The following is a 20,338-nucleotide window of genomic DNA, read 5'->3' on the forward strand; positions in this document are numbered from 1 at the left end:
ACTACGTTGAAATTACATAAAGCTCTTCATCCAAGTTTTATAAAGCGAATGTATTATATGAGGTTTATTGGGAAGTTTGCAAAAGCTGAGGGAGAGAAGAATGGAGAAAATTTCTTTGTACAATGTCTTTCTTCAATACCTTTAACTTTACAAGAGTTATTTCCGACTGGAAAATATTTGTTTGAAGGATTATGCAGTAATAAAAAGAATGAAAAAATCTTTACTGATTTAAAGAAGCATAAATTAGAAAAGCAACTGGTTATGTTTCGTCTTTATTATGATCGTGGAAATTTATTTCTGGAATTAATATGCACAGAAGAGCCTCGGGAAATAGCATCTTCATATAAAGTGATTCCTTCACCAAAGGTCTCAAATTATAAAAAGAGAGCGTCTTTGGAACGGAAGTTAAGCAACGGTTATTTATCATTTCTTATGCCTAAATTACCAAAAGACTTTGAGCCTCCAGAATTATTGTGGCATGAAGGAAGGCTATATGGAAATTTATCGTTAAAATCATCAATAAGTTCAATTTCATATTTTGAGCAAAGAAAAGAATGCAAATATATTGAAATAAACGATTGGATGAAACATGTAGAAATAGCAGTAGATGATCATTTATATTTTGTAAGTGAAAATGTGTATGACCAACTAAATAAACGAATTGCTGAAGAAGGTAAGTTAGTTGAAGTAGAAGATATTAAAATGCAAAAGGATGACTGGGAATGGGATGAGCGTGAATCCTCTTTTTTGCAGTATGTACAAAGTATGGTTCGTAATAAAGGGTTATATTTGGATGATACAGATATATATAATTTTCACATTAGTATTAAAACCAATATGTTAACAATTGTTGGTGGTATACCAGGTGTTGGGAAATCACGCTTTGTGCAAGCTTATGCAGAATCACTTGGTTTACGTTATGGGGAAGAATTAATTTGGATTCCGATTTCACCATCGTATCAAGAACCACATGATATTCTCGGTTACCTTCATCCGAATGGTAATTTTATTGAAAGTGAAACGAAGTTAGTTCGGACATTGTTAAAGGCTAAAGAAAATCCAAATCAATTGTATATAATTGTGTTCGATGAAATGAACATGTCACATATTGAGCATTGGTTTACTCCGTTTCTATCCGTTCTTCAACTTGAAAAGAAAAATCGTATTTTGAGTTTGTATGAGAAAGTACAAGAAATAGAAAATCAAATTCCACCTTCAGTGGAAATTGGTGAGAATATTATTTTCGTAGGCACTGTAAATTTTGATGAAACGACGAAAGAGCTTTCCGATCGATTATTAGATCGAACAAATTTGATTACATTACAAAAAATTCCGTTTTGCGAGATGAGTATAGAACATGAGAAAGTTGTTCAGCAACCTCCGCTGAAAGTAACAACGGGAGAATTTCGACTCAATTGGTTTAGGAATAAAGAGATGATCGAAGTGTATACTGAAGAGGAATTAGAGTTATTGGATAAGTTACATGATGTATTATCATCACACGATATATCAAAAGGAATTTCTTTCCGATGTGCAAGCGCAATCGCTACGTATTTGCAAAATATACCGTTCCAAAATAATCAGTCTTATATGATTAGCAGGGAAGAAGGTTTTGATTTGCAAATAAAGCAGCGTGTATTAACGAAATTAAGGGGGACAGAAATGACAGTGGGCCCTCTACTTTCTGAAGAAGCAAAAAGGGGAGCGACATTGATACCACTTTTACAGTCTCCGCTTGCAAATCGTGTATCTACATTTGAACATTCTTTAGCTTATATAAGACAAAAGCGTAGAGAACTGGAGCTGTATGGCTATGCAAAATGAGGAGCGTTATGAAACAGCAATCGTCGATACGAAAGAAACGCTCCCGTTTGTATTGAAGCTAATTATTGGTACTGAGGGGAAAGGCGATTTTATCCTTTTAAACCGGCTTTGTACGTCTACTACAGCATTAGTTCAATGTATTTATAAAGTACAGGAATTAAAACCACTGAAATTACATTTCCATTATCAAAATCCAATGGATATTACATTCATATGGAATAAAGTATATGAGGGACAAAAGAATATAAAAGAGTCACAATATGAATTAAATGAAAAAAAACAAAGAGTATTAGTGTATGAACATGGAAAAACTGAATTTTTTTATCCGTGGCGCTGTGGCTTATACCATTTTGAAGTGCGTATAGAAGATAAAACTTATTATGGTGCGTTTCAAGTGGTTCCTAAAAACTTTTTTGATGACCAATTTGAAATGATTCAAGATTATGTGAAGTCAATTTTAAACGAGTTAATTTTAGATAGAGGTTATTACAAGAAAACTTTCTCAGCACTTAGCGATATTGAAGATTCTTCTTATTTGGTATTGTTAAGAAAGTTGCCACAAAAAATGAAAAGAATAAAACAAATTTTTAAAAAAGTAGAATCGAATGCGGAATTTGTACACGAATATGAATGGGAAACGAAAGCGCGGAAGACAACGAGAAAAACTGCCATTATGACAGAAAGAAAGCTTTATGCGAAATATTACAACCGTAAATTTAAGGAGCAAAAAAATAGTATTGAAAATGCATTTCTTAAATTTAAAACGATGCAATTCTATTATTATTTACTTGAAGCAGAAATTTTTGTACGTAAAACTATTGAAATACTAGAAGGAGAAAAGAAGAAAAAGTCAGATGAATTTCAAGCTGTTAAAACAATTATGAAAACGATTGAACGAAATGGATCCGTGACGGATAGGGAAAAACAAAAATATAGAAATCTACATTTACTGAAAGAAGCAGATTTACGGAAAAGTTCTGTGAAAATACAAGAATATAAAATATTAGCTCATATCGTATATGAAAGTGTGCAATACTTTCGAAATTTATTGTATTCTCCATTTTGGAGGGAAGTTTCTGAAACAGCTACCATTAATTCGAACACTTTATCTATACCGCATCAACAATTAATCCACCATTTAGAATTGTTACCGCAACATACGGAGCAACCCCCATCTTTATTATTCGTATATAAACCAACGTTTTTAGTGTATGAGTATTACGCTTTTTTTATCGTTATTTCTATATTAGAACAAATCGGATTTGAAGATAAGAATCCTATTCGTGAACAAATACAAGAACATTTTTATTTAGACGGATTACAAGATGGAACGACAGTGATTTTACATCGAGATGATATAAAAGTGCACGTCGCGTTTAATGATTTAATTGAAACACACCCTCTTATTGCACTAAGCAAAGGAAGTAATTTTTATAACGGAGAGGACACAAAGAAGCCGGATATTCGTTTAGATTGTTATGTAAAGGAAGAAGAGAAGTATGTATATAAATCTTCTATTATTATCGAAGTGAAATACAGCCCTATGTACAATATTTTTCAGCCTGTCGGTAATACGAAAGCAACGGAGCAAATGTATAAATACTGGTCTATTAAGTATGTAGAAGAACAGAATGGTAAACGAATTTTTAAGCGAAGAGCGATTTATGAAGTGATTTGTGTATATCCAGGTAGCCATATGCATAGTAAAAAAATTGAATCTGGATGTGGAGTGTTTTTACAACTATATCCATATAAAACGAAACAAGGAGAAGAGAAGTTGGCTGGGAAGCATGGGATGATTCAAATTTTTGAGAAATGGTTAAAAAGTAATAAAATGTAAAAGAAATCCTTTTTAATGAAGGATTTCTTTAGGTTAAGAAGAATTATATGCAGTACGGAAAGACACATTATACGGTTCGAACTTGATAGTGATTATCATTTTTTTATTAGAGTAATTGAATCTTGTTATGTTTGTAACAGTATGGGGAATTAAGGGGTTTATTAATGACTAATAAGTAGGAATTTAATTCATTTTGCAGAATATAATAAGACATAAATATTTTTAGTTGCATACGAAGATTTGTTCTTATATGATAGTAAGTGAAAGCGTTATCAAAAACAGAGCGGCGATGGGAAAGGCGGTTAAATATGTTCCAGCGTGTTCAAACAAAGGAAGAGCATTTTTGGTTCGAGCAACTGTGGGGAGATTTTTGTGAAGAAAGAAACTTAATGTTTGTAGAACGTAATTTAAATCCATCACGATTTTTATTAATAGAAGATGAACATCATATTGGTACAGTAGAATGTATTAAGTTTACAGTACCTGAACAATCAAATTCTGAGTTTTTCTATCCGTTTTCTAAAAATGATTTAGTGAAAGATTTGAAAAATGTGTATGAAATAGGAAAGTTAAGTATTGCGAAAACGTCTCGGGGGAGAGGACATTTCAAAAGGCTGGCAGCTATTTTATTTATGCATGCGTTAGAGACGAAAGCGGAATGGTATATTGCAGCAGTTACAAAAAGAATGTATATGTATTTACTTACACTCGGTTTTCCAATCGAACCGATAGATAGTCCATTCCAGTTTCATGATACTTTACAAGGTGTACCAGTGCGAATTCATGCTCGAAAAGGGGCTACACATCTGTATTCTTTGAAAGAATTCCGTGATATTATTCAAGGGAATGCTCATGCGCAGGCACTTATTGCAGAATACAGTAAAAATATTATGTTAACAAAATGAAAATATATGAATATGTATAGTATGAAGAAGAGTTACTTATTACGGGCATCTGTTTTCATACAAAAAGTAGACCCTTATTCTCAGAATAAGGGTCTAAAATATTATAGTCCAAATATACTAAAAATCATTTTACGACGCTTCGGTTTCTTTTCTCTTTCATATGTTGGTTTTGCATCAGGAGTAATGTATATTGGTTCTTCTTTTTTTAGGGCAGCTTCTAGTTTTTGAATTCGTTCTAACATTTCCTCTATTTCGCGGCGATGTTGTAAAAGTTGGTATGTAACGACATCATTTGCTTTATCTTGCATTTGTTCTTCCATTCGATCTAGTCTTCTCGTAATTGTGGTAAATTGAGCTGTTAATTGCTCAAAATCATTCGATGATGTGTTTTGAACAATTGTGTTTTCTTGAGTTTTTAATTTTTCTACATCATTTGAAGATGGTTTTTGAGTAGTTTGAGAGTTTTGAGGCTGGTCCATTTGAGAGCGATGGTATTCTAACATTAGATCTAAATCACCTTGTGTGAAAATAAAATGACCATATTTATTTTTTTTAATCGTAAGATTTAATTGTTGTGCAATCCGGACAACAGCCTTTGGGCTAACACCTAATTTCTTTGCGATAAATGGTGTTTTATATTCCAAAATAATCCCTCCTATATATATCCTGTTGAATGATTTCTAGTTATGTAGCAAGTTCCCTTCAGGTGTGACAAAAGAAGTGTGGAATCGGCAAAGAAAGTGTTTTTTCACGAAGTTCAGCTGTTTAGCACATACTATTTATATAAATCATTTTTAGTTATCGGAAAATTGGGCTTATTATAGTTTGACGATAATAAGCTAATTAGATTATCATAATTATAAATATCTTTTTTATGTATGCATATAATATATAAAAAGGTGGTTACTAATGTAGAATTTTATTAGAGTATAAGAATGCTTACTTCACTTGAATAAATTTAAGTAGGAGGTGGCTTCCTTGCTTACACTGTAAGTAAGGAAAAGTATTTGGACATATATAGTATAAGTATAGTGATTGTTTTAATTGCCTTAACGGCATTTTTCGTTGCAGCAGAATTTGCAATTGTTAAAGTGAGGAGTTCACGAATTGACTATTTAATTGCAAAAGGAAATAATCGTGCAATATCTGTCAAAACAATCATTACAAACTTAGACGAATATTTATCAGCTTGTCAATTAGGAATAACTGTTACAGCTCTTGGGATTGGGTGGTCTGGTAAACCTGCGCTAAAGCACATGTTTGATGTGTTGTTTGCAAATTGGAACGTCCCTACTCAACTCGCAGACATTTTAGCTATAATTTTAGTATTTTTGTTTATCACATTTTTCCATGTGGTAGTAGGAGAGTTAGCTCCAAAAACATTTGCGATTCAAAAAGCAGAACAAGTGAGTTTCTTTGTTGCTAAGCCACTCATTTTGTTTTATCGTATTGCATTCCCATTCATTTGGATTTTAAATGGATCAGCTCGGTTAATTACAAAGTTTCTTGGGTTGAAACCACCAAAAGGGCATGATGAAGTGCATTCAGAAGAAGAATTGCGGTTGTTAGTTTCAGAAAGTTATAAAAATGGTGAGATTAATCAATCTGAATATAAGTATGTGAATAAAATATTTGAATTTGATGATCGTATTGCGAAAGAAATAATGGTACCACGAACAGAGATGAATATTTTAAATAAAGAAATGCCTGCTGAAGAGGCTTTACAAAAAATGTCTCATGAAAAATATACGAGGTATCCGGTTGTTGATGGTGATAAGGACCATGTAATAGGCTTTGTGAATTTTAAAGATATATTTACAGATTTTGTGAAGCACCGAGTTGTTAGTGAAAAGACAGTGAAGCAATATATTAGGCCAATTATTTTAGTTATTGAATCTATCCCGATTCATGATCTATTTTTAAAAATGCAAAGAGAAAGAACACATATCGCTATATTAATTGATGAATATGGTGGTACATCAGGTCTTGTAACCGTTGAAGATATTTTAGAAGAAATTGTAGGGGATATTCAAGATGAGTTCGATACTGATGAACAACCGGAAATCCAACAAGTTAGTGAGACGAAAACGATTTTAGAGGGAAAAGTACTTGTTAGTGAAGTGAACGCATTATTAGGTTTGACTATTGACGACGATGATGTCGATACGATTGGCGGTTGGATCCTAACAAAAAATATTGAGATTTCCGAGGGTGATACCATTGAGATTGAAAATTATAAATTTTGCGTAAAAAAATTAGATGGACACTATATTAAGAGATTAGAAGTAACGAAACCTTCAGAATCGATTGTTATTGTAGGAGATGAAAAAAAGATTTCGCTCCAAGAACAAATTAGTTCGTAAACTCTGCTTTGTAGCAGAGTTTTTTTGAGCAAAATGTTTTTTGATGTATTAGGGCTATGATACAATTACACAAGTCAGACCTTTCACTAGGTGAAATAAATGAAATGTATTATTGTATACATATATTCGGAAGGAGAACCACTATGAAAAAACATTTATATATAAATGGGGTATGGAAATCAGTAGAGACGTATAAACCATTGTATGCACCATATTCTGAAGAAACATTAGCGGAGATTGCGCAAGGTACAGAAGATGACGTTAAGGAAGCAATAGTTTCGGCCAAAAATGCAATGAAAGAAATGAAAAAATTATCCGCATACGACCGTGCAACTATTTTAGAAAAGGTTGCACAAAAAATGGATGAGAGAAGAGAAGAGTTTGCAGAGATTATCGCAAAAGAAGCTGCAAAACCAATTCGTGCTGCACGGGGAGAAGTAGATCGCACTGTTCAAACATATAAGTTTGCAGCTGAAGAAGCGAAGCGAATATATGGTGAGACGTTACCATTAGATGCTGCACCAGGAGCAGGTGGCCGTATAGCGTATACAATTCGACAACCAATCGGGGTTATTGGTGCTATTACACCGTTTAATTTTCCACTTAATTTAGTAGCACATAAGGTAGGCCCAGCAATTGCGGCTGGAAATACTATTGTGCTAAAGCCTGCCGACCAAACGCCACTTTCTTCGTATGCATTGGTAGAATTATTTGAAGAAGCTGGTTTACCAAAGGGAGCTTTCAATATAATTTCTGGACCTGGATCTGTTGTAGGTGAGGCATTAGTAAAAGATGAGAACGTTGCTAGTATTACTTTTACAGGAAGTCCGAAAGTAGGTATTGGAATTAAGGAAAAAGCCGGGTTGAAACGAGTGACGTTAGAATTAGGATCGAACGCTGCAGTAATTATTGATGAAGATGTTGAATTGACAGACGAAATAATTGAACGTGTAAAATGGGGCGCGTTTGTGAATAATGGACAAGTTTGTATTTCAGTACAACGTGTTTTTGTGCATGAACGCAAAATGGAAGAGTTTATTACAAAATTAACGAAAGCAATGGAAAACGTTGTAGTAGGAGACCCGCTTCATGAAGAAACAGATGTATCAGCACTTATTTCAAAAAAAGATGTAGAACGTATAAATTCATGGGTGGAAGAGGCAGTTAAGGAAGGAGCTAATGTTGTATACGGTGGTAACAAACGTGATGCAAGGATTTTTGAACCAACTGTATTAACAAATGTTCCAGATTATGGATCTGTTCAGTGCCAAGAAGTATTTGGTCCACTTATGACTGTAAATACATTTAAAGAATTTGATGAGGCTTTAGAACAAGTAAATAATTCACGTTATGGATTACAAGCAGGTGTATTTACAAACAATCTATGTAAGGCAATGCGTGCAATTGATGAATTAGAAGTCGGTGGTGTCATGATTAATGATATTCCAACGTTCAGAGTAGATCATATGCCTTATGGCGGTGTGAAAGAGAGTGGCACAGGCCGTGAAGGGATTAAATATGCAATAGAAGAAATGACAGAAATGAAATTAGTGTGTATTAAAAAATAAAGTAGATCGAGCTTAAACACCGCAATAAAAAACGAGCAGGAAATGTTTACGATTCCATACTCGTTTTTTATTGTTTGTTTTACGTTTCTCGGAACGATTTCATTTAATCAAGTGTACCTTTTACTTCATTTCTTGTTTGAAAATATCATCTTCGACATAAATATGTTCTTTATCTACAGCAGTGCTATGAGAGAGTACTAAACCGATTGGTGTTTCAGTACCTTTATTTTGAACAATTGTAAAATGAATATTTTTTTCAGTTGCTAATTTAATGTATTTTGATAAATGTGGGTAAGCAATGCTTCCATTTAGGAATAGTTGTAATGATTGAGAAGAACGTATGTTACCCGTTACTTCTGTATACACATTACTTTGCATTACTTGACCGATTGTTAAAGCGATTTCTACACGCTCACGTAATGTAGTTAAGTACATATTACGTTCTTCTGGTTTGTTTTGCTTTTGGCCATATATGCCTTCTTGGAGATAGTCTTCCACATTTTTATTTACCATATTTTTCACACCTTTCACTTCTTATTGTACGCAAGAATTAAAAAGGATGCAAAAAAAAGTAGTTTTGAACAGGAAAATAATTAAAAAAATGAGAAGAGAAAAGGGATATATGAATAAAACTTATTTAAATAAGAAGGGAAAAATAAATTTTATCAACAGAAATTAACAAAATGTGACAACAATCTATTAACGAAATGTATTTTTTGTGTTAATATTCAAAATATAAAGGGTATTCGTCGTATGGAAATGGAGGGAATGGAGGTTTTTCCAATCGATAAGGATATTAAAGAAGTATTTTGTTCGCACTTGAAAAACAACAGGCACCAATTCGTAGAGAACTGGAAAAACAAAATGATAATTTCCGAAAAAGATCCATTTAAACAAGAGGTAGTTCAAAATGGAGCGAATTTATTAGAGTTAATTATCGAACTTATTATGGAAGATAAAGACATTAATTATCTTCAGCCATTATGTGAGAAAATTGCCATTGAGCGTGCAGGGGCAGATGTGAATATTGGAGATTTTGTTTACAATGCAAATGTGGGAAGAAATGAACTTTTTGAAGCAATGTGCGAATTGGATGTAAGCGCTCGTGAACTGAAACCGATTATGGCCAAAATACATACTTGTTTTGACAAATTAATTTATTATACCGTTTTAAAATACTCAGAAATTATATCGAGAAATTTAGAAGAAAAACAGCAATATATAAATGAAACACATAAAGAAAGGCTTACGATTCTAGGGCAAATGTCGGCTAGTTTTGTGCATGAATTTCGTAATCCGCTAACTTCGATTATGGGATTTGTAAAGTTATTGAAGACAGATCACCCTAATCTATCGTATTTAGATATTATTTCACATGAATTAGATCAATTAAATTTTAGGATTTCGCAATTTTTACTTGTATCGAAAAAAGAAATGTGGAATGAATCTGAACGTTTTTTGGTAAATGACTTATTTCAAGATATTATACAATTCTTATATCCAAGTTTAGTTAATGCAAATGTTTTGATTGAAAAGAATTTGCCGTATCCTATTCCACTCGTTGGTTACCGGAGTGAAGTGAAGCAAGTAGTTTTAAATATTTTAATGAATTCGATTGATGCTCTTGAATCGGTGAAAGAAGAGCGAAAAATTATCATTGATGTATTTGAAGAGGATCAGGCTGTTTGCATTGTTATAAAAAATAATGGACCTATGATTCCAGCAGACAATGTAGAGACTATTTTTGAGCCATTTGTAACTACTAAAAAGCTAGGAACTGGTATTGGACTATTTGTATGTAAACAAATTGTAGAAAAACATAAAGGATCCATATTGTGTCGTTCGGATAACGATTGGACAGAATTTCAAATTACGTTTCAAAAGTAAACAGTCTACACCATGCGAATGGTGTAGACTGTTTTAATTTGTAAGTATAACGGTCTCTAATTTTGGATCCTCAGTTGAATAACCAACTATTGAAATTGTGTAAATTGTATTTGGTTCAACGTTGAATTTTGGAATGGTTAATAGTACTTTTTTTGTATCAGCAAGTGAAACTTCAATATCTGCTGTACCAGGGCTAACTTGTAAAAAATCTGTTATTTGCTTAAAGAGTACATTTTCAAATAAATGATCCCCATCTTTTAAATTTACATTTACAACTGGAGTGTCTGGTGAAAAATGTGCAAACCGTATTTTTGCTTGACCAGATGGTAAATGAGTATTATCAAGAATGGGTTGTAATTGGAGATGATTATCGCTATTGACCGCTGCAAGGGTATAAGTGTGATTCCCCATTATTGGTACTAATGCTGAAAATATTGGAGTTTCGTTTCCGACAGGGACAATATCAATACGGTATTTACCTTGCACTAATGATAAATACGGACTGAATTGTTTAAAAGAAATATTTTTAATAACCTTTTGTCCGTTTATTATAATATCAACTGCTGGTGTATGGGGAGCTGTGTGGAAGATTCTCATATGTGACGGTAAAGTCGCTTCTTGTGAATCTCTCTTTTCATATGCTTGTACAAGTTTTGTAATTGCATCATAGTATTTCATATAGAGTTCTACATATCTTTTAGGATTGCTATATTGATAGTAACGAGCGAGCTGTTCGTAACGTGCAGCTTCTTGGCCGTATTTTTCAATTTCGGATTGAGTCATGAACATTCCTCCTTTATCATCATTACAAATATATGCGAAGCTAGAAAGAGGTTATGCAAAAAACTTGCCTTTCTAGAAGGAAAAGTTAAAATGGGGATTTTTTTATTTATAGGCAAACACACATACAAATCGATAATTGTCCTACATAAATTATAAAGGAAAGGTAGTTTGACTTTGATGGAAGGAGTGGAACCATTGGGATGGGGATATCCCCATAGTTATTGGGAATGAAGTTATGGAGGATTTGGTGCTATAGGCTGTGGGACGAATTATGGATTTGTATTATGAGTATTTCTATTAATTTTAGTGATGCGTTGGATAAGGTAATACCGATAAAAGAGCGTCGTGCCGAACTGATTAATGTGGTTAATCGGTTCTTTTTTTATTGTTCTAAACAGGTGGTACTATTTGTTAAGAAATAGTTATGATAAATGAGGCGAAGTAAAATGTCGAATTTTGTTTGAAAATATGCAATATAAAGTAGGATAATAGGAAGGAGAATAACGGGAGTTCCGTCGAAGTTTACACAATGTCAGCAATTGAGGGAAGTTGATATTATATTAAAAAAATATTCAATTTGCTGTTATCTTAAATCAGGAAGGGGTATTTAAGCGTATAGGTAAGATTGGTCTTCATTTTAAGTTCTGAATTTTCTGTTTTTAAAATAATATTTAGCAGTCATTTGTATATTTTATAATAGTTTTTTGATAAATTCACTGCTTTTGCAGAGGATTCTTTTTTATGAAAGAAACGTCAATTTTCTTCATATACATATACAAATTGGAGAAATGGGGGAGCGCTATGCGCGATTACTTAATTAAACCACTTGTTGGTCAGCCGTATCCGATGATTTCACATGGAAAAGGTGTGTATTTGTATGATCAAAACGGAAATAAATATTTTGATGGTTCGTCTGGAGCGATTACGGCAGGTATTGGACATGGCGTAGCAGAGATAGCAGAAGTTATTAAAAAACAGGCAGAGGAGATCGCTTTCGTTTATAGATCACAGTTTACGAGTGAACCAGCTGAAAAATTAGCGAAGAAGTTAAGTGATTTATCTGTAGGAGATTTGAACTGGAGCTTTTTTGTGAATAGTGGTACGGAAGCAAATGAAACAGCTATGAAAATCGCAATTCAGCATTTTCAGGAGCGTGGCATTCAAGGGAAACATAAAATTTTGTCACGGTGGATGAGCTATCACGGGATTACAATGGGAGCTTTATCTATGTCTGGGCATCCACTGCGCAGACAACGTTTCGTTTCTATTTTGGAAGATTATCCGACTATTCCAGCTCCATACTGTTTTAGATGTCCTGTACAAAAGGTATATCCAACATGTCAACTTTCTTGTGCGACTGAACTAGAAAGAGCGATTGATCGAATTGGTGCAGAACATATTGCAGCTTTTATTGCTGAACCGATTATCGGAGCTGCTGGAGGCGCGGTTGTCCCGCCGAAAGAATACTATAAAGTAATTAAAGATATTTGTAGTCATTACGATATATTATTTATTGCGGATGAAGTAATGACTGGACTTGGTCGTACTGGTGCATGGTTTGCTATGGAGCACTGGGGTGTAGAACCGGATATTATGACCCTTGGTAAGGGGCTAGGAGCGGGTTATACACCAATGGCAGCGACAATAGTAAGTGACCGTGTTATGGAGCCGATTTTACGTGGATCACGTTCTGTAATGAGCGGGCATACGCTTAGTGCAAATCCATTGTCTGCAGCAACGGCTTTAGCAGTTATTGAATATATGGAGAAACATAATTTACCTGAAAAAACAGCAGAAAAGGGAGAGTATTTATTAAAAGGTTTGCAGAAAGTTCAACAACAATCGACAATCATTGCCGATGTGCGTGGAAAAGGATTGCTAATTGGAATAGAATTGCAACCGTTTACAAAAGCGTCGGAGCTTATTTCAGTTGCTGCTAAAAATGGACTGCTCTTATACCAAGCTGTTTCAGGGCAAGCAGGAAAAGAGGATAGTGCACTGCTTGTTGCACCACCAATGACAACTACATATTCCGAGTTAGATGAATTACTTTCAATTTTTGTAAAGAGCGTGGAAGAGATGATGCAAAAAGGAGGGCATAGTATCGCATGACAACTATTACAAATACATTCGGTAAATTAAAAGAAATAGAGGAAGTAATTTCTTTGTTCCATGATGATATGACATTAATGTTTGGGGGATTTGGAGGAATCGGATCACCTCCATCTTTAATTCAAGCTGTTTTAGATAAAGGCATTACAAATTTAAATTTAATAGGAAATGATACTGGATTTCCTGATGTAGGAATCGGTCGTCTTGTTACGAATGAAAGGGTTAAATCTTTAGTTACTTCTCATATTGGGTCAAATCCAAATGCGGGAAGACAATTAAATGAAGGAAGATTGCAAATTGAATTCTCTCCGCAAGGAACACTCGCAGAGCGTATTCGCGCTGGTGGTGTAGGGCTTGGTGGTATTTTAGTTGATGTTGGTGTTGATACGATTGTAGAAGAAGGAAAGCGTACAGTTGAAATGAATGGAAAGACATATTTAGTTGAAACAGCTTTAACGGCTGAAGTCGCAATTGTATATGCGAAAAAAGCGGATCCGTTTGGCAATCTTGTATTTGATAAAAGCGCTCGTAATATGAATCCACACGTAGCTATGGCTGGTGACATAACGATTGTAGAAGCAGAAGAAATTGTTCCACTTGGAAGTTTAGATCCAGAAGAAATTGTCGTCCCAGGTGTATTTGTAAATTATATCGTGCCATCGGAAGGAGTGAATTGGAAATGGGTATGGGCGTAGAAGTAAGAGATAAGATTGCAAGACGTGCAGCGAAAGAAATTCAGAATGGTATGCTTGTAAATTTAGGTATTGGAATTCCATCGCTTGTACCGAATCATTTGCCAGAAGATATGAATGTTATGTTTCATGCGGAAAACGGTATTGTTGGTATGGGACCAACGCCAAGTAAAGGGAATGAAGATGAGAATTTATGTAACGCAGCTGGTTTACCAACATCTCTTATTACAGGAGCAAGTTATTTTGATAGCTGCATGGCGTTTGGCATGATTCGAAAAGGATTACTTGATGTTACGATACTTGGTTCGTTACAAGTAAGTGAAAATGGTGATTTAGCGAACTGGATTGTACCAGGAAAACGCGTTCCAGGTATTGGAGGAGCGATGGATTTAGCGCAAAAAGCGAAGCGGGTCGTTGTTGTGATGAATCATGTTGATAAATACGGAAATGCAAAGATTGTTTCGGAATGTACATTGCCATTAACTTCGAAAAAATGTGTAGATTTAATTATTACAGACATGGCTGTCATGGAAGTGACCCAAAGAGGACTTGTCTTACAAGAATTAATGAGTCCATATACTGTAGAAGATGTAAAACGACATACGACAGCTGATTTTCATATAAGCTCAAATTTACTAGTAATTGAATGAGGGGAGTTGTAATATATGGAGCAATTAAAAAAACAAGTTTGTGATTATATTGAGGGTCATGAAGAAGAGAGTGTAAAATTTTTAACACGATTAATTCAAGAAAAGAGCGTATCTGGTGATGAAAGTGGTGCACAGGCAATTGTTATTGAAAAGTTGCGTGAGTTAGGTCTAGATCTTGATATTTGGGAGCCTGCTTTTAAGGAAATGAAAGATCACCCTTATTTCGTATCACCTCGTATAAGTTTTACAGATAGCCCGAACATTGTAGCGACTTTAAAAGGAAGTGGCGAAGGGAAATCTATGATTTTAAACGGGCATATTGATGTCGTGCCAGAAGGGGATGTAAATCAGTGGGACCATCATCCATATAGTGGAGAGAAAATAGGAAACCGCATATATGGACGTGGAACAACAGATATGAAAGGCGGCAATGTCTCACTTATGCTTGCGATGGAAGCGATTATTGAATCTGGTATTGAACTAAAAGGTGATATACATTTTCAAAGTGTAATAGAAGAAGAGAGCGGTGGGGCAGGAACATTAGCCGCTATTTTACGAGGATATAAGGCAGATGGCGTTATTATTCCTGAGCCGACGAATATGAAGTTTTTTCCGAAACAACAAGGATCAATGTGGTTTCGTCTACATATAAAAGGAAAAGCAGCACACGGTGGTACACGTTATGAAGGAGTAAGTGCAATTGAAAAAAGTATGTTTGTTGTAGAGCATTTGAGAAAATTAGAAGAGAAGAGAAATGGTAGAATTACAGATCCGTTATTTAAGGGGATTCCGATTCCAATTCCAATTAACGTTGGGAAAATTGAAGGGGGAAGCTGGCCAAGTTCTGTTCCCGATTCATTAATTTTAGAAGGAAGATGTGGTATTGCGCCGAATGAGACTATAGAGGCAGCAAAAGAAGAGTTTGAGGGCTGGATTGGTGAATTAAAAGATGTGGATAGTTGGTTTGTAAAAAATCCTGTAGAAGTAGAATGGTTTGGGGCTAGATGGGTTCCTGGTGAACTAGAAGAAAATCATCCACTTATTACAACGCTTCAACATAACTTTGTTGAAATCGAAGGGAACGAGCCGATTATAGAAGCTTCGCCATGGGGAACAGATGGAGGTTTGTTCACACAAATAGCTAACGTACCCACGATAGTATTTGGTCCAGGAGAGACGAAAGTAGCACACTATCCAAACGAATATATAGAAGTTGATAAAATGATTGCTGCCGCAAAAATAATTGCATGTACATTACTAGATTGGTGTGAGGTGAAAAAATGAAATACTATGAATCTTTTAGTGAACAGACAAAGCATTATACAGTAGAAGGGGTTTTAGATTATTTTAATAAACGTATTAGAATTGATCACTATACAGGAAATGTTGAAAGCATCATACAAACAATCGATGAATTAGCAAAGAAACATTCTTTCACTAAATGTATTATTAAAGGAAAGGGAGAGCATGTTTCAACATGGCTCTCTTTCGGTTTCTTACTGGAAGCAACAATACCTCATTATTTTCAAGGGCACGATGCGCACTTCTTCGTGAAATATCATAATGATGAAAGACGAAATAGTATTCATTGGACTGAGGAAGATACTATTTTAAGTGGTGTAAAAGAAAAAGAAGTGAAAGAAAAAATAGTCCCAGAGGAATTTGTGTTAAGAAAAGCGACAGAAGAGGATGCGGAAGAATTAGCAATTGTCTTTGGAAAAGTATTTGAAGTTTATCCGACACCTTTAAATGATGGGAATTATGTAAAGCAGACGATGAAGGAAGACGATACAATTTACTATGTTTATGAATTCGAGGGGAAAATTATTAGTACAGCATCTGCTGAAATGAACGTGAAAGAAGGTAATGCAGAATTAACGAATTGTGCTACATTACCTGAATATCGAAAACATGGTTTCATGAAAAGTCTGTTAATTAAATTGGAGGAAGAGCTCCAAGAAAAATCTATTTTTTGTTCTTATACAATTGCTCGCTCGCTATCTTTCGGTATGAATGCAGCCTTTCATCAATTAGGCTATACATATACGGGAAGGCTTGCGAATAATTGCTACATTTTTGATAAGTTGGAAGATATGAATATATGGGTGAAAGATTTATCCAGCTATTCGAAAGCAGTAAGACTCCCGCCTCAAAATTCGGCTGTAAAGCAAAGAAGTTAGGTGGGAGTCGGGTTAATAATAAAGCCCCACTGATTAAAGTTTCACTTAACCATAAATAAGCAATAAAAATATATACACATTTCATCAAAATAATAGAACGGAATCGTCATGCTTATAATCGCACAGAGGGTGCCGAAAATTCGGCGTTGAATTTGCTGGATTTTCGGCAAAAGGGGGGATGACATTGCTAGCAGTTTCGACACAGGAAGTCATTGAAGCGATTTTGGGCAGTATAGATGAGGCCATACATGCAGTAGATGAAAATGGGATTACAATATTTTATAATACAGTTGCTGCAAAACATGATGGATCTAAAATTGAAAATGTGCTAGGAAAGCATTTATTAGAAGCATTCCCGTCATTATCCAGAGAAACAAGTACGTTGATGAAAGTATTAGATACAAAAAAACCAATCGTACACCAAGTTCAACATTACCAAAATTTAAATGGGGAAGACGTTTGTACGGTCAATACAACGTTACCTATTTTAATAGATGGAAATATTGCTGGTGCTGTAGAAATTGCGAAAGATTATTCTACTATTCAAAAGCTTACTGATACGATTGTAGATCTACAATCGAAAATAAAACGATCGACTAGCAAAAAAATGGTGAAAAAGCATGTTGCATTCGAGACAATTGTAACTGATGATTCCCGCTTTAAACAGACGAAAGAGTTAGCACAAAAAGTAGCGCCAACCGATGCGAATGTTTTAATATATGGTGAAACTGGAACGGGGAAAGAGCTATTTGTGCAAGCGATTCATGAAGCTTCTAAACGAAAAAATAAGCCGTTTATTGCACAAAACTGTGCAGCTTTGCCAGAGTCGCTATTAGAAAGTTTGCTGTTTGGCACGACAAAAGGTAGTTATACAGGGGCAATCGAACGAGCAGGATTATTTGAACTTGTAGATGGAGGGACATTATTTTTAGATGAACTGAATTCAATGCCGCTTGATTTACAAGCAAAAATGCTACGTGTATTAGAAGATGGAGTTATTCGTCGCATTGGTGATAATAAGACGAGAAAAGTAGATGTTCGCGTTATTACTGCAATGAATCAGCCTCCAGAAGTATGTTTAAGAGAAAATAAAATTCGCACTGATTTATACTATCGATTAAATGTATTTTCATTATATATCCCGCCGCTTCGCGAAAGAACTGAGGATGTACTGTTATTAGCGTCTTACTTTTTGAAAGAATATAATAAAAGTTATAAAAAAGGTGTACTTCAAATTGATAAGGAAGCGAAAGAAAGATTACAAGCTTATCAATGGCCTGGAAATGTTCGTGAGTTAAAGCATACGATTGAACATGCTGTCATTATTACAGAAGGGAATTCTTTAACAGCAAATTGCTTGCCACGAACATTTCGGAAAGAGAAACTTCCGAAGAAGAAAAGTATATTACCGCTTAGGGAAGCTCTTCATCAAACGGAAAAGGAATTAATAGATCAAGCGTTAATCGAAACGGAAGGGAATATTTTGCAAGCAGCAAAAATGTTAGGTATTCCTCGTCAAACGCTTCAATATAAACTGAGCAAGTACGACAAAACCGCCGAATAATCGGCGGTTTTTGTGTGTTTGCACCAATAAAAGAGCGTTTACATATATAACAAGTAATGAATATGATAGTAAATATCGTTTTAGTACAGCACTTAAAAATATTTATTCTCTTATATAATAGGGTATTTCTCGCATTTACTTATCAAGAATATGAAGTTGGCATAATTATTGCTTATATAAAGGATGAGCGTATAAAAAGGGGGAATAGCAATGTTACATGATGTATACAAACCAAATCGTCACTGGAAGGATATTGAATTATGGAAAGATGTTACAGAAGAACAATGGAATGATTGGGTTTGGCAATTAACGAATACGATCAAAACTTTAGATGATTTAAAGAAAGTAATTAACTTAACACCTGACGAAGAAGAAGGCGTTAAAATTTCAACGAAAACGATCCCGTTAAACATTACACCGTACTATGCTTGGCTAATGAATCCTGATGACCCACGCTGTCCGATTCGGATGCAATCAGTACCGATTTCGGAAGAGTTATATAAAACAAAATATGATTTAGAAGATCCTCTTCATGAAGATGAAGATTCACCAGTTCCAGGATTAACTCATCGTTATCCAGACCGTGTACTATTTTTAGTAACGAATCAATGTTCTATGTATTGTCGTTACTGTACACGTCGTCGTTTTAGTGGACAAATTGGAATGGGCGTACCGAAAAAGCAATTAGATGATGCGATTGCTTATATTAGTGAAACACCACAAGTACGTGACGTTTTAATTTCTGGCGGTGATGGACTTCTAATTAATGATAAAATTTTAGAATATGTATTAAAGAATTTACGAGCAATCCCGCATGTTGAGATTATTCGTATCGGAACGAGAGCACCAGTTGTATTCCCACAGCGTATTACAGAAAACCTGTGTAACATAATTAAAAAATACCATCCAGTATGGTTAAATACTCATTTTAACACTTCTATTGAGATTACAGAAGAATCGAAACTAGCATGTGAAATGCTTGCAAATGCAGGTGTTCCAATTGGAAACCAAGCTGTAATTTTAGCTGGAATTAATGACAGCGTTCCAATTATGAAAAAACTTATGCATGATTTAGTGAAAATTCGTGTTCGTCCATATTACATTTATCAATGTGATTTATCAGAAGGTATCGGTCATTTCCGTGCACCAGTTTCGAAAGGTCTTGAAATTATTGAAGGCTTACGTGGACATACGTCTGGTTATGCAGTACCAACTTTCGTTGTCGATGCACCGGGTGGAGGCGGAAAAATTGCGCTTCAGCCAAACTATTTAATTTCACAAAGTGCGGATAAAGTTGTTCTTCGTAACTTTGAAGGGGTTATTACAACGTATCCAGAACCAGAAAACTATATCCCAGGAAGAGCAGAAGGCTACTTTAAAGAAATTTATCCGACTTATGAAGAGAAACGTTCTGATATCGGCGTTGCAGGATTGATGAGTGATAAGAAATTTAATCTTGTTCCAGATGATTTACAACGTATGAATCGCCGCAAAGATTATGAAGTCAATGAAACGCATGCTTCTTTAAAAGATAAACGTGATAAGCGTGATCAATTAAAAGATAAAAAATATCAAGCACAAATAGCAAAGTTAGATGATGACAAAAAAAATGAGGGTGACGTAGTATGAATTGTATGTGGTGTGACAGTACAGAAGCGAAAGAAAGCTTGAATACTGTATATTGGGAATTACCAGATGGTACGAAAGCCATTGAAATCCAAGAGACACCATGTATTACTTGTTCCTCATGTGGAATGGACTATCAAGCAGACCATACTGTAAAAGAAATTGAAGATCAGTTGTTTTTAATTTATACGAAAGATTTGCCAAAACAACTAACATACGAAGAGTTGATGGGAAGACCACGTTTATTAAAAAGGAATTATTTCGACTTTTAACCAGCTTTTATGCTGGTTTTTTTCTTTTTTGCCTTGTATAATGTACCCAAGTTAGAAAGGTAGGGAATATTT

Annotated in this window: 17 protein-coding genes; 14 read left to right on the forward strand and 3 right to left on the reverse strand. The window is 34.7% G+C overall.

Annotated elements, in window-relative coordinates; all coding sequences use genetic code 11:
* The first annotated feature begins 6 nt into the window (after positions 1-6).
* The 3 genes from MKX37_RS10940 to MKX37_RS10950 all read left to right on the forward strand — a co-directional run bounded on the left by MKX37_RS10940 (position 7) and on the right by MKX37_RS10950 (position 4,569).
* Positions 7-1,824, forward strand: a complete 1,818-nt coding sequence (locus MKX37_RS10940) for an AAA family ATPase (protein WP_002012669.1) — start codon at positions 7-9, stop codon at positions 1,822-1,824.
* The gene (locus MKX37_RS10945) at positions 1,814-3,664 is read left to right on the forward strand and encodes a hypothetical protein (RefSeq protein WP_002165879.1); all 1,851 of its coding nucleotides are present in this window, start codon (positions 1,814-1,816) and stop codon (positions 3,662-3,664) included. Before MKX37_RS10940 ends, MKX37_RS10945 begins: the two co-directional genes overlap by 11 nt.
* Positions 3,665-3,972: 308 nt before the next feature.
* Positions 3,973-4,569, forward strand: a complete 597-nt coding sequence (locus tag MKX37_RS10950; RefSeq protein ID WP_002085820.1) for a hypothetical protein — start codon at positions 3,973-3,975, stop codon at positions 4,567-4,569.
* Positions 4,570-4,670: 101 nt separating this feature from the next.
* Here the strand turns inward: MKX37_RS10950 and racA are convergent, their stop codons facing one another.
* Complete coding sequence (gene racA / locus MKX37_RS10955) at positions 4,671-5,213, reverse strand: chromosome-anchoring protein RacA (RefSeq protein ID WP_002127236.1); 543 nt, start codon at positions 5,211-5,213, stop codon at positions 4,671-4,673.
* A gap of 363 nt (positions 5,214-5,576) precedes the next feature.
* Here racA and MKX37_RS10960 point away from each other — a divergent pair, with 363 nt between their 5' ends.
* Positions 5,577-6,932 carry a hemolysin family protein gene (locus tag MKX37_RS10960; RefSeq protein WP_078422248.1) on the forward strand — a complete coding sequence of 452 codons (1,356 nt, stop codon included), beginning with the start codon at positions 5,577-5,579 and terminating at the stop codon, positions 6,930-6,932.
* A 143-nt stretch (positions 6,933-7,075) separates the two neighbouring features.
* On the forward strand, positions 7,076-8,500 hold the full coding sequence (locus MKX37_RS10965; RefSeq protein WP_078422249.1) for an aldehyde dehydrogenase family protein: 1,425 nt from the start codon (positions 7,076-7,078) through the stop codon (positions 8,498-8,500).
* 120 nt (positions 8,501-8,620) lie between these two features.
* On the opposite strand, the gene MKX37_RS10970 is transcribed toward MKX37_RS10965, so the two are convergent.
* Entirely contained in the window at positions 8,621-9,013 is a 393-nt protein-coding gene (locus MKX37_RS10970) for a YueI family protein (RefSeq protein ID WP_002141658.1), read from the reverse strand.
* A 240-nt stretch (positions 9,014-9,253) separates the two neighbouring features.
* On the opposite strand from MKX37_RS10970, the gene MKX37_RS10975 reads away from it, so the two are divergent.
* On the forward strand, positions 9,254-10,387 hold the full coding sequence (locus MKX37_RS10975) for a BA2291 family sporulation histidine kinase (protein ID WP_087995732.1): 1,134 nt from the start codon (positions 9,254-9,256) through the stop codon (positions 10,385-10,387).
* A 33-nt stretch (positions 10,388-10,420) separates the two neighbouring features.
* On the opposite strand, the gene MKX37_RS10980 is transcribed toward MKX37_RS10975, so the two are convergent.
* Positions 10,421-11,170: a DUF4397 domain-containing protein gene (locus MKX37_RS10980; RefSeq protein ID WP_002012659.1), complete on the reverse strand. Its 750-nt coding sequence runs from the start codon at positions 11,168-11,170 to the stop codon at positions 10,421-10,423.
* 801 nt (positions 11,171-11,971) lie between these two features.
* Between MKX37_RS10980 and MKX37_RS10985 the strand changes: the two genes are divergently transcribed.
* The 8 genes from MKX37_RS10985 to MKX37_RS11020 all read left to right on the forward strand — a co-directional run bounded on the left by MKX37_RS10985 (position 11,972) and on the right by MKX37_RS11020 (position 20,266).
* The gene (locus MKX37_RS10985) at positions 11,972-13,282 is read left to right on the forward strand and encodes an aspartate aminotransferase family protein (protein ID WP_002185938.1); all 1,311 of its coding nucleotides are present in this window, start codon (positions 11,972-11,974) and stop codon (positions 13,280-13,282) included.
* Positions 13,279-13,977, forward strand: coding sequence for an acetate CoA-transferase subunit alpha (atoD, locus tag MKX37_RS10990; RefSeq protein WP_002085805.1), 699 nt, complete (start codon positions 13,279-13,281; stop codon positions 13,975-13,977). Before MKX37_RS10985 ends, atoD begins: the two co-directional genes overlap by 4 nt.
* Complete coding sequence (locus MKX37_RS10995) at positions 13,962-14,624, forward strand: CoA transferase subunit B (RefSeq protein WP_002127246.1); 663 nt, start codon at positions 13,962-13,964, stop codon at positions 14,622-14,624. The genes atoD and MKX37_RS10995 overlap by 16 nt, the downstream gene beginning before the upstream one ends.
* A gap of 15 nt (positions 14,625-14,639) precedes the next feature.
* The gene (locus MKX37_RS11000; RefSeq protein WP_002127247.1) at positions 14,640-15,908 is read left to right on the forward strand and encodes a peptidase; all 1,269 of its coding nucleotides are present in this window, start codon (positions 14,640-14,642) and stop codon (positions 15,906-15,908) included.
* On the forward strand, positions 15,905-16,804 hold the full coding sequence (ablB, locus tag MKX37_RS11005; protein WP_002127248.1) for a putative beta-lysine N-acetyltransferase: 900 nt from the start codon (positions 15,905-15,907) through the stop codon (positions 16,802-16,804). The genes MKX37_RS11000 and ablB overlap by 4 nt, the downstream gene beginning before the upstream one ends.
* A 178-nt stretch (positions 16,805-16,982) precedes the next feature.
* Entirely contained in the window at positions 16,983-18,368 is a 1,386-nt protein-coding gene (rocR, locus tag MKX37_RS11010) for an arginine utilization transcriptional regulator RocR (RefSeq protein WP_002065240.1), read from the forward strand.
* 210 nt (positions 18,369-18,578) lie between these two features.
* Positions 18,579-19,997, forward strand: a complete 1,419-nt coding sequence (ablA, locus tag MKX37_RS11015; protein ID WP_002012651.1) for a lysine 2,3-aminomutase — start codon at positions 18,579-18,581, stop codon at positions 19,995-19,997.
* Positions 19,994-20,266 (forward strand): YokU family protein, encoded by a 273-nt coding sequence (locus MKX37_RS11020; protein WP_002085797.1) that lies wholly within the window; start codon positions 19,994-19,996, stop codon positions 20,264-20,266. Before ablA ends, MKX37_RS11020 begins: the two co-directional genes overlap by 4 nt.
* The last annotated feature ends 72 nt before the right edge of the window (positions 20,267-20,338 follow it).

Origin of the sequence: Bacillus sp. FSL R5-0709, from assembly GCF_038004785.1 — a bacterium.
In the GTDB taxonomy this organism is placed as follows: Bacteria; Bacillota; Bacilli; order Bacillales; family Bacillaceae_G; genus Bacillus_A; species Bacillus_A mycoides.

Excerpts from the sequence above, each read along its gene's own strand:
- MKX37_RS10945 (WP_002165879.1), top strand. The coding sequence starts at position 1,814 with ATGCAAAATGAGGAGCGTTATGAAACAGCAATCGTCGATACGAAAGAA.
- MKX37_RS10950 (WP_002085820.1), top strand. The coding sequence starts at position 3,973 with ATGTTCCAGCGTGTTCAAACAAAGGAAGAGCATTTTTGGTTCGAGCAA.
- MKX37_RS10965 (WP_078422249.1), top strand. The coding sequence starts at position 7,076 with ATGAAAAAACATTTATATATAAATGGGGTATGGAAATCAGTAGAGACG.
- MKX37_RS10970 (WP_002141658.1), bottom strand. The coding sequence starts at position 9,013 with ATGGTAAATAAAAATGTGGAAGACTATCTCCAAGAAGGCATATATGGC.
- MKX37_RS10975 (WP_087995732.1), top strand. The coding sequence starts at position 9,254 with ATGGAAATGGAGGGAATGGAGGTTTTTCCAATCGATAAGGATATTAAA.
- MKX37_RS10980 (WP_002012659.1), bottom strand. The coding sequence starts at position 11,170 with ATGACTCAATCCGAAATTGAAAAATACGGCCAAGAAGCTGCACGTTAC.
- MKX37_RS10985 (WP_002185938.1), top strand. The coding sequence starts at position 11,972 with ATGCGCGATTACTTAATTAAACCACTTGTTGGTCAGCCGTATCCGATG.
- atoD (WP_002085805.1), top strand. The coding sequence starts at position 13,279 with ATGACAACTATTACAAATACATTCGGTAAATTAAAAGAAATAGAGGAA.
- MKX37_RS10995 (WP_002127246.1), top strand. The coding sequence starts at position 13,962 with ATGGGTATGGGCGTAGAAGTAAGAGATAAGATTGCAAGACGTGCAGCG.
- MKX37_RS11000 (WP_002127247.1), top strand. The coding sequence starts at position 14,640 with ATGGAGCAATTAAAAAAACAAGTTTGTGATTATATTGAGGGTCATGAA.
- ablB (WP_002127248.1), top strand. The coding sequence starts at position 15,905 with ATGAAATACTATGAATCTTTTAGTGAACAGACAAAGCATTATACAGTA.
- rocR (WP_002065240.1), top strand. The coding sequence starts at position 16,983 with ATGACATTGCTAGCAGTTTCGACACAGGAAGTCATTGAAGCGATTTTG.
- ablA (WP_002012651.1), top strand. The coding sequence starts at position 18,579 with ATGTTACATGATGTATACAAACCAAATCGTCACTGGAAGGATATTGAA.
- MKX37_RS11020 (WP_002085797.1), top strand. The coding sequence starts at position 19,994 with ATGAATTGTATGTGGTGTGACAGTACAGAAGCGAAAGAAAGCTTGAAT.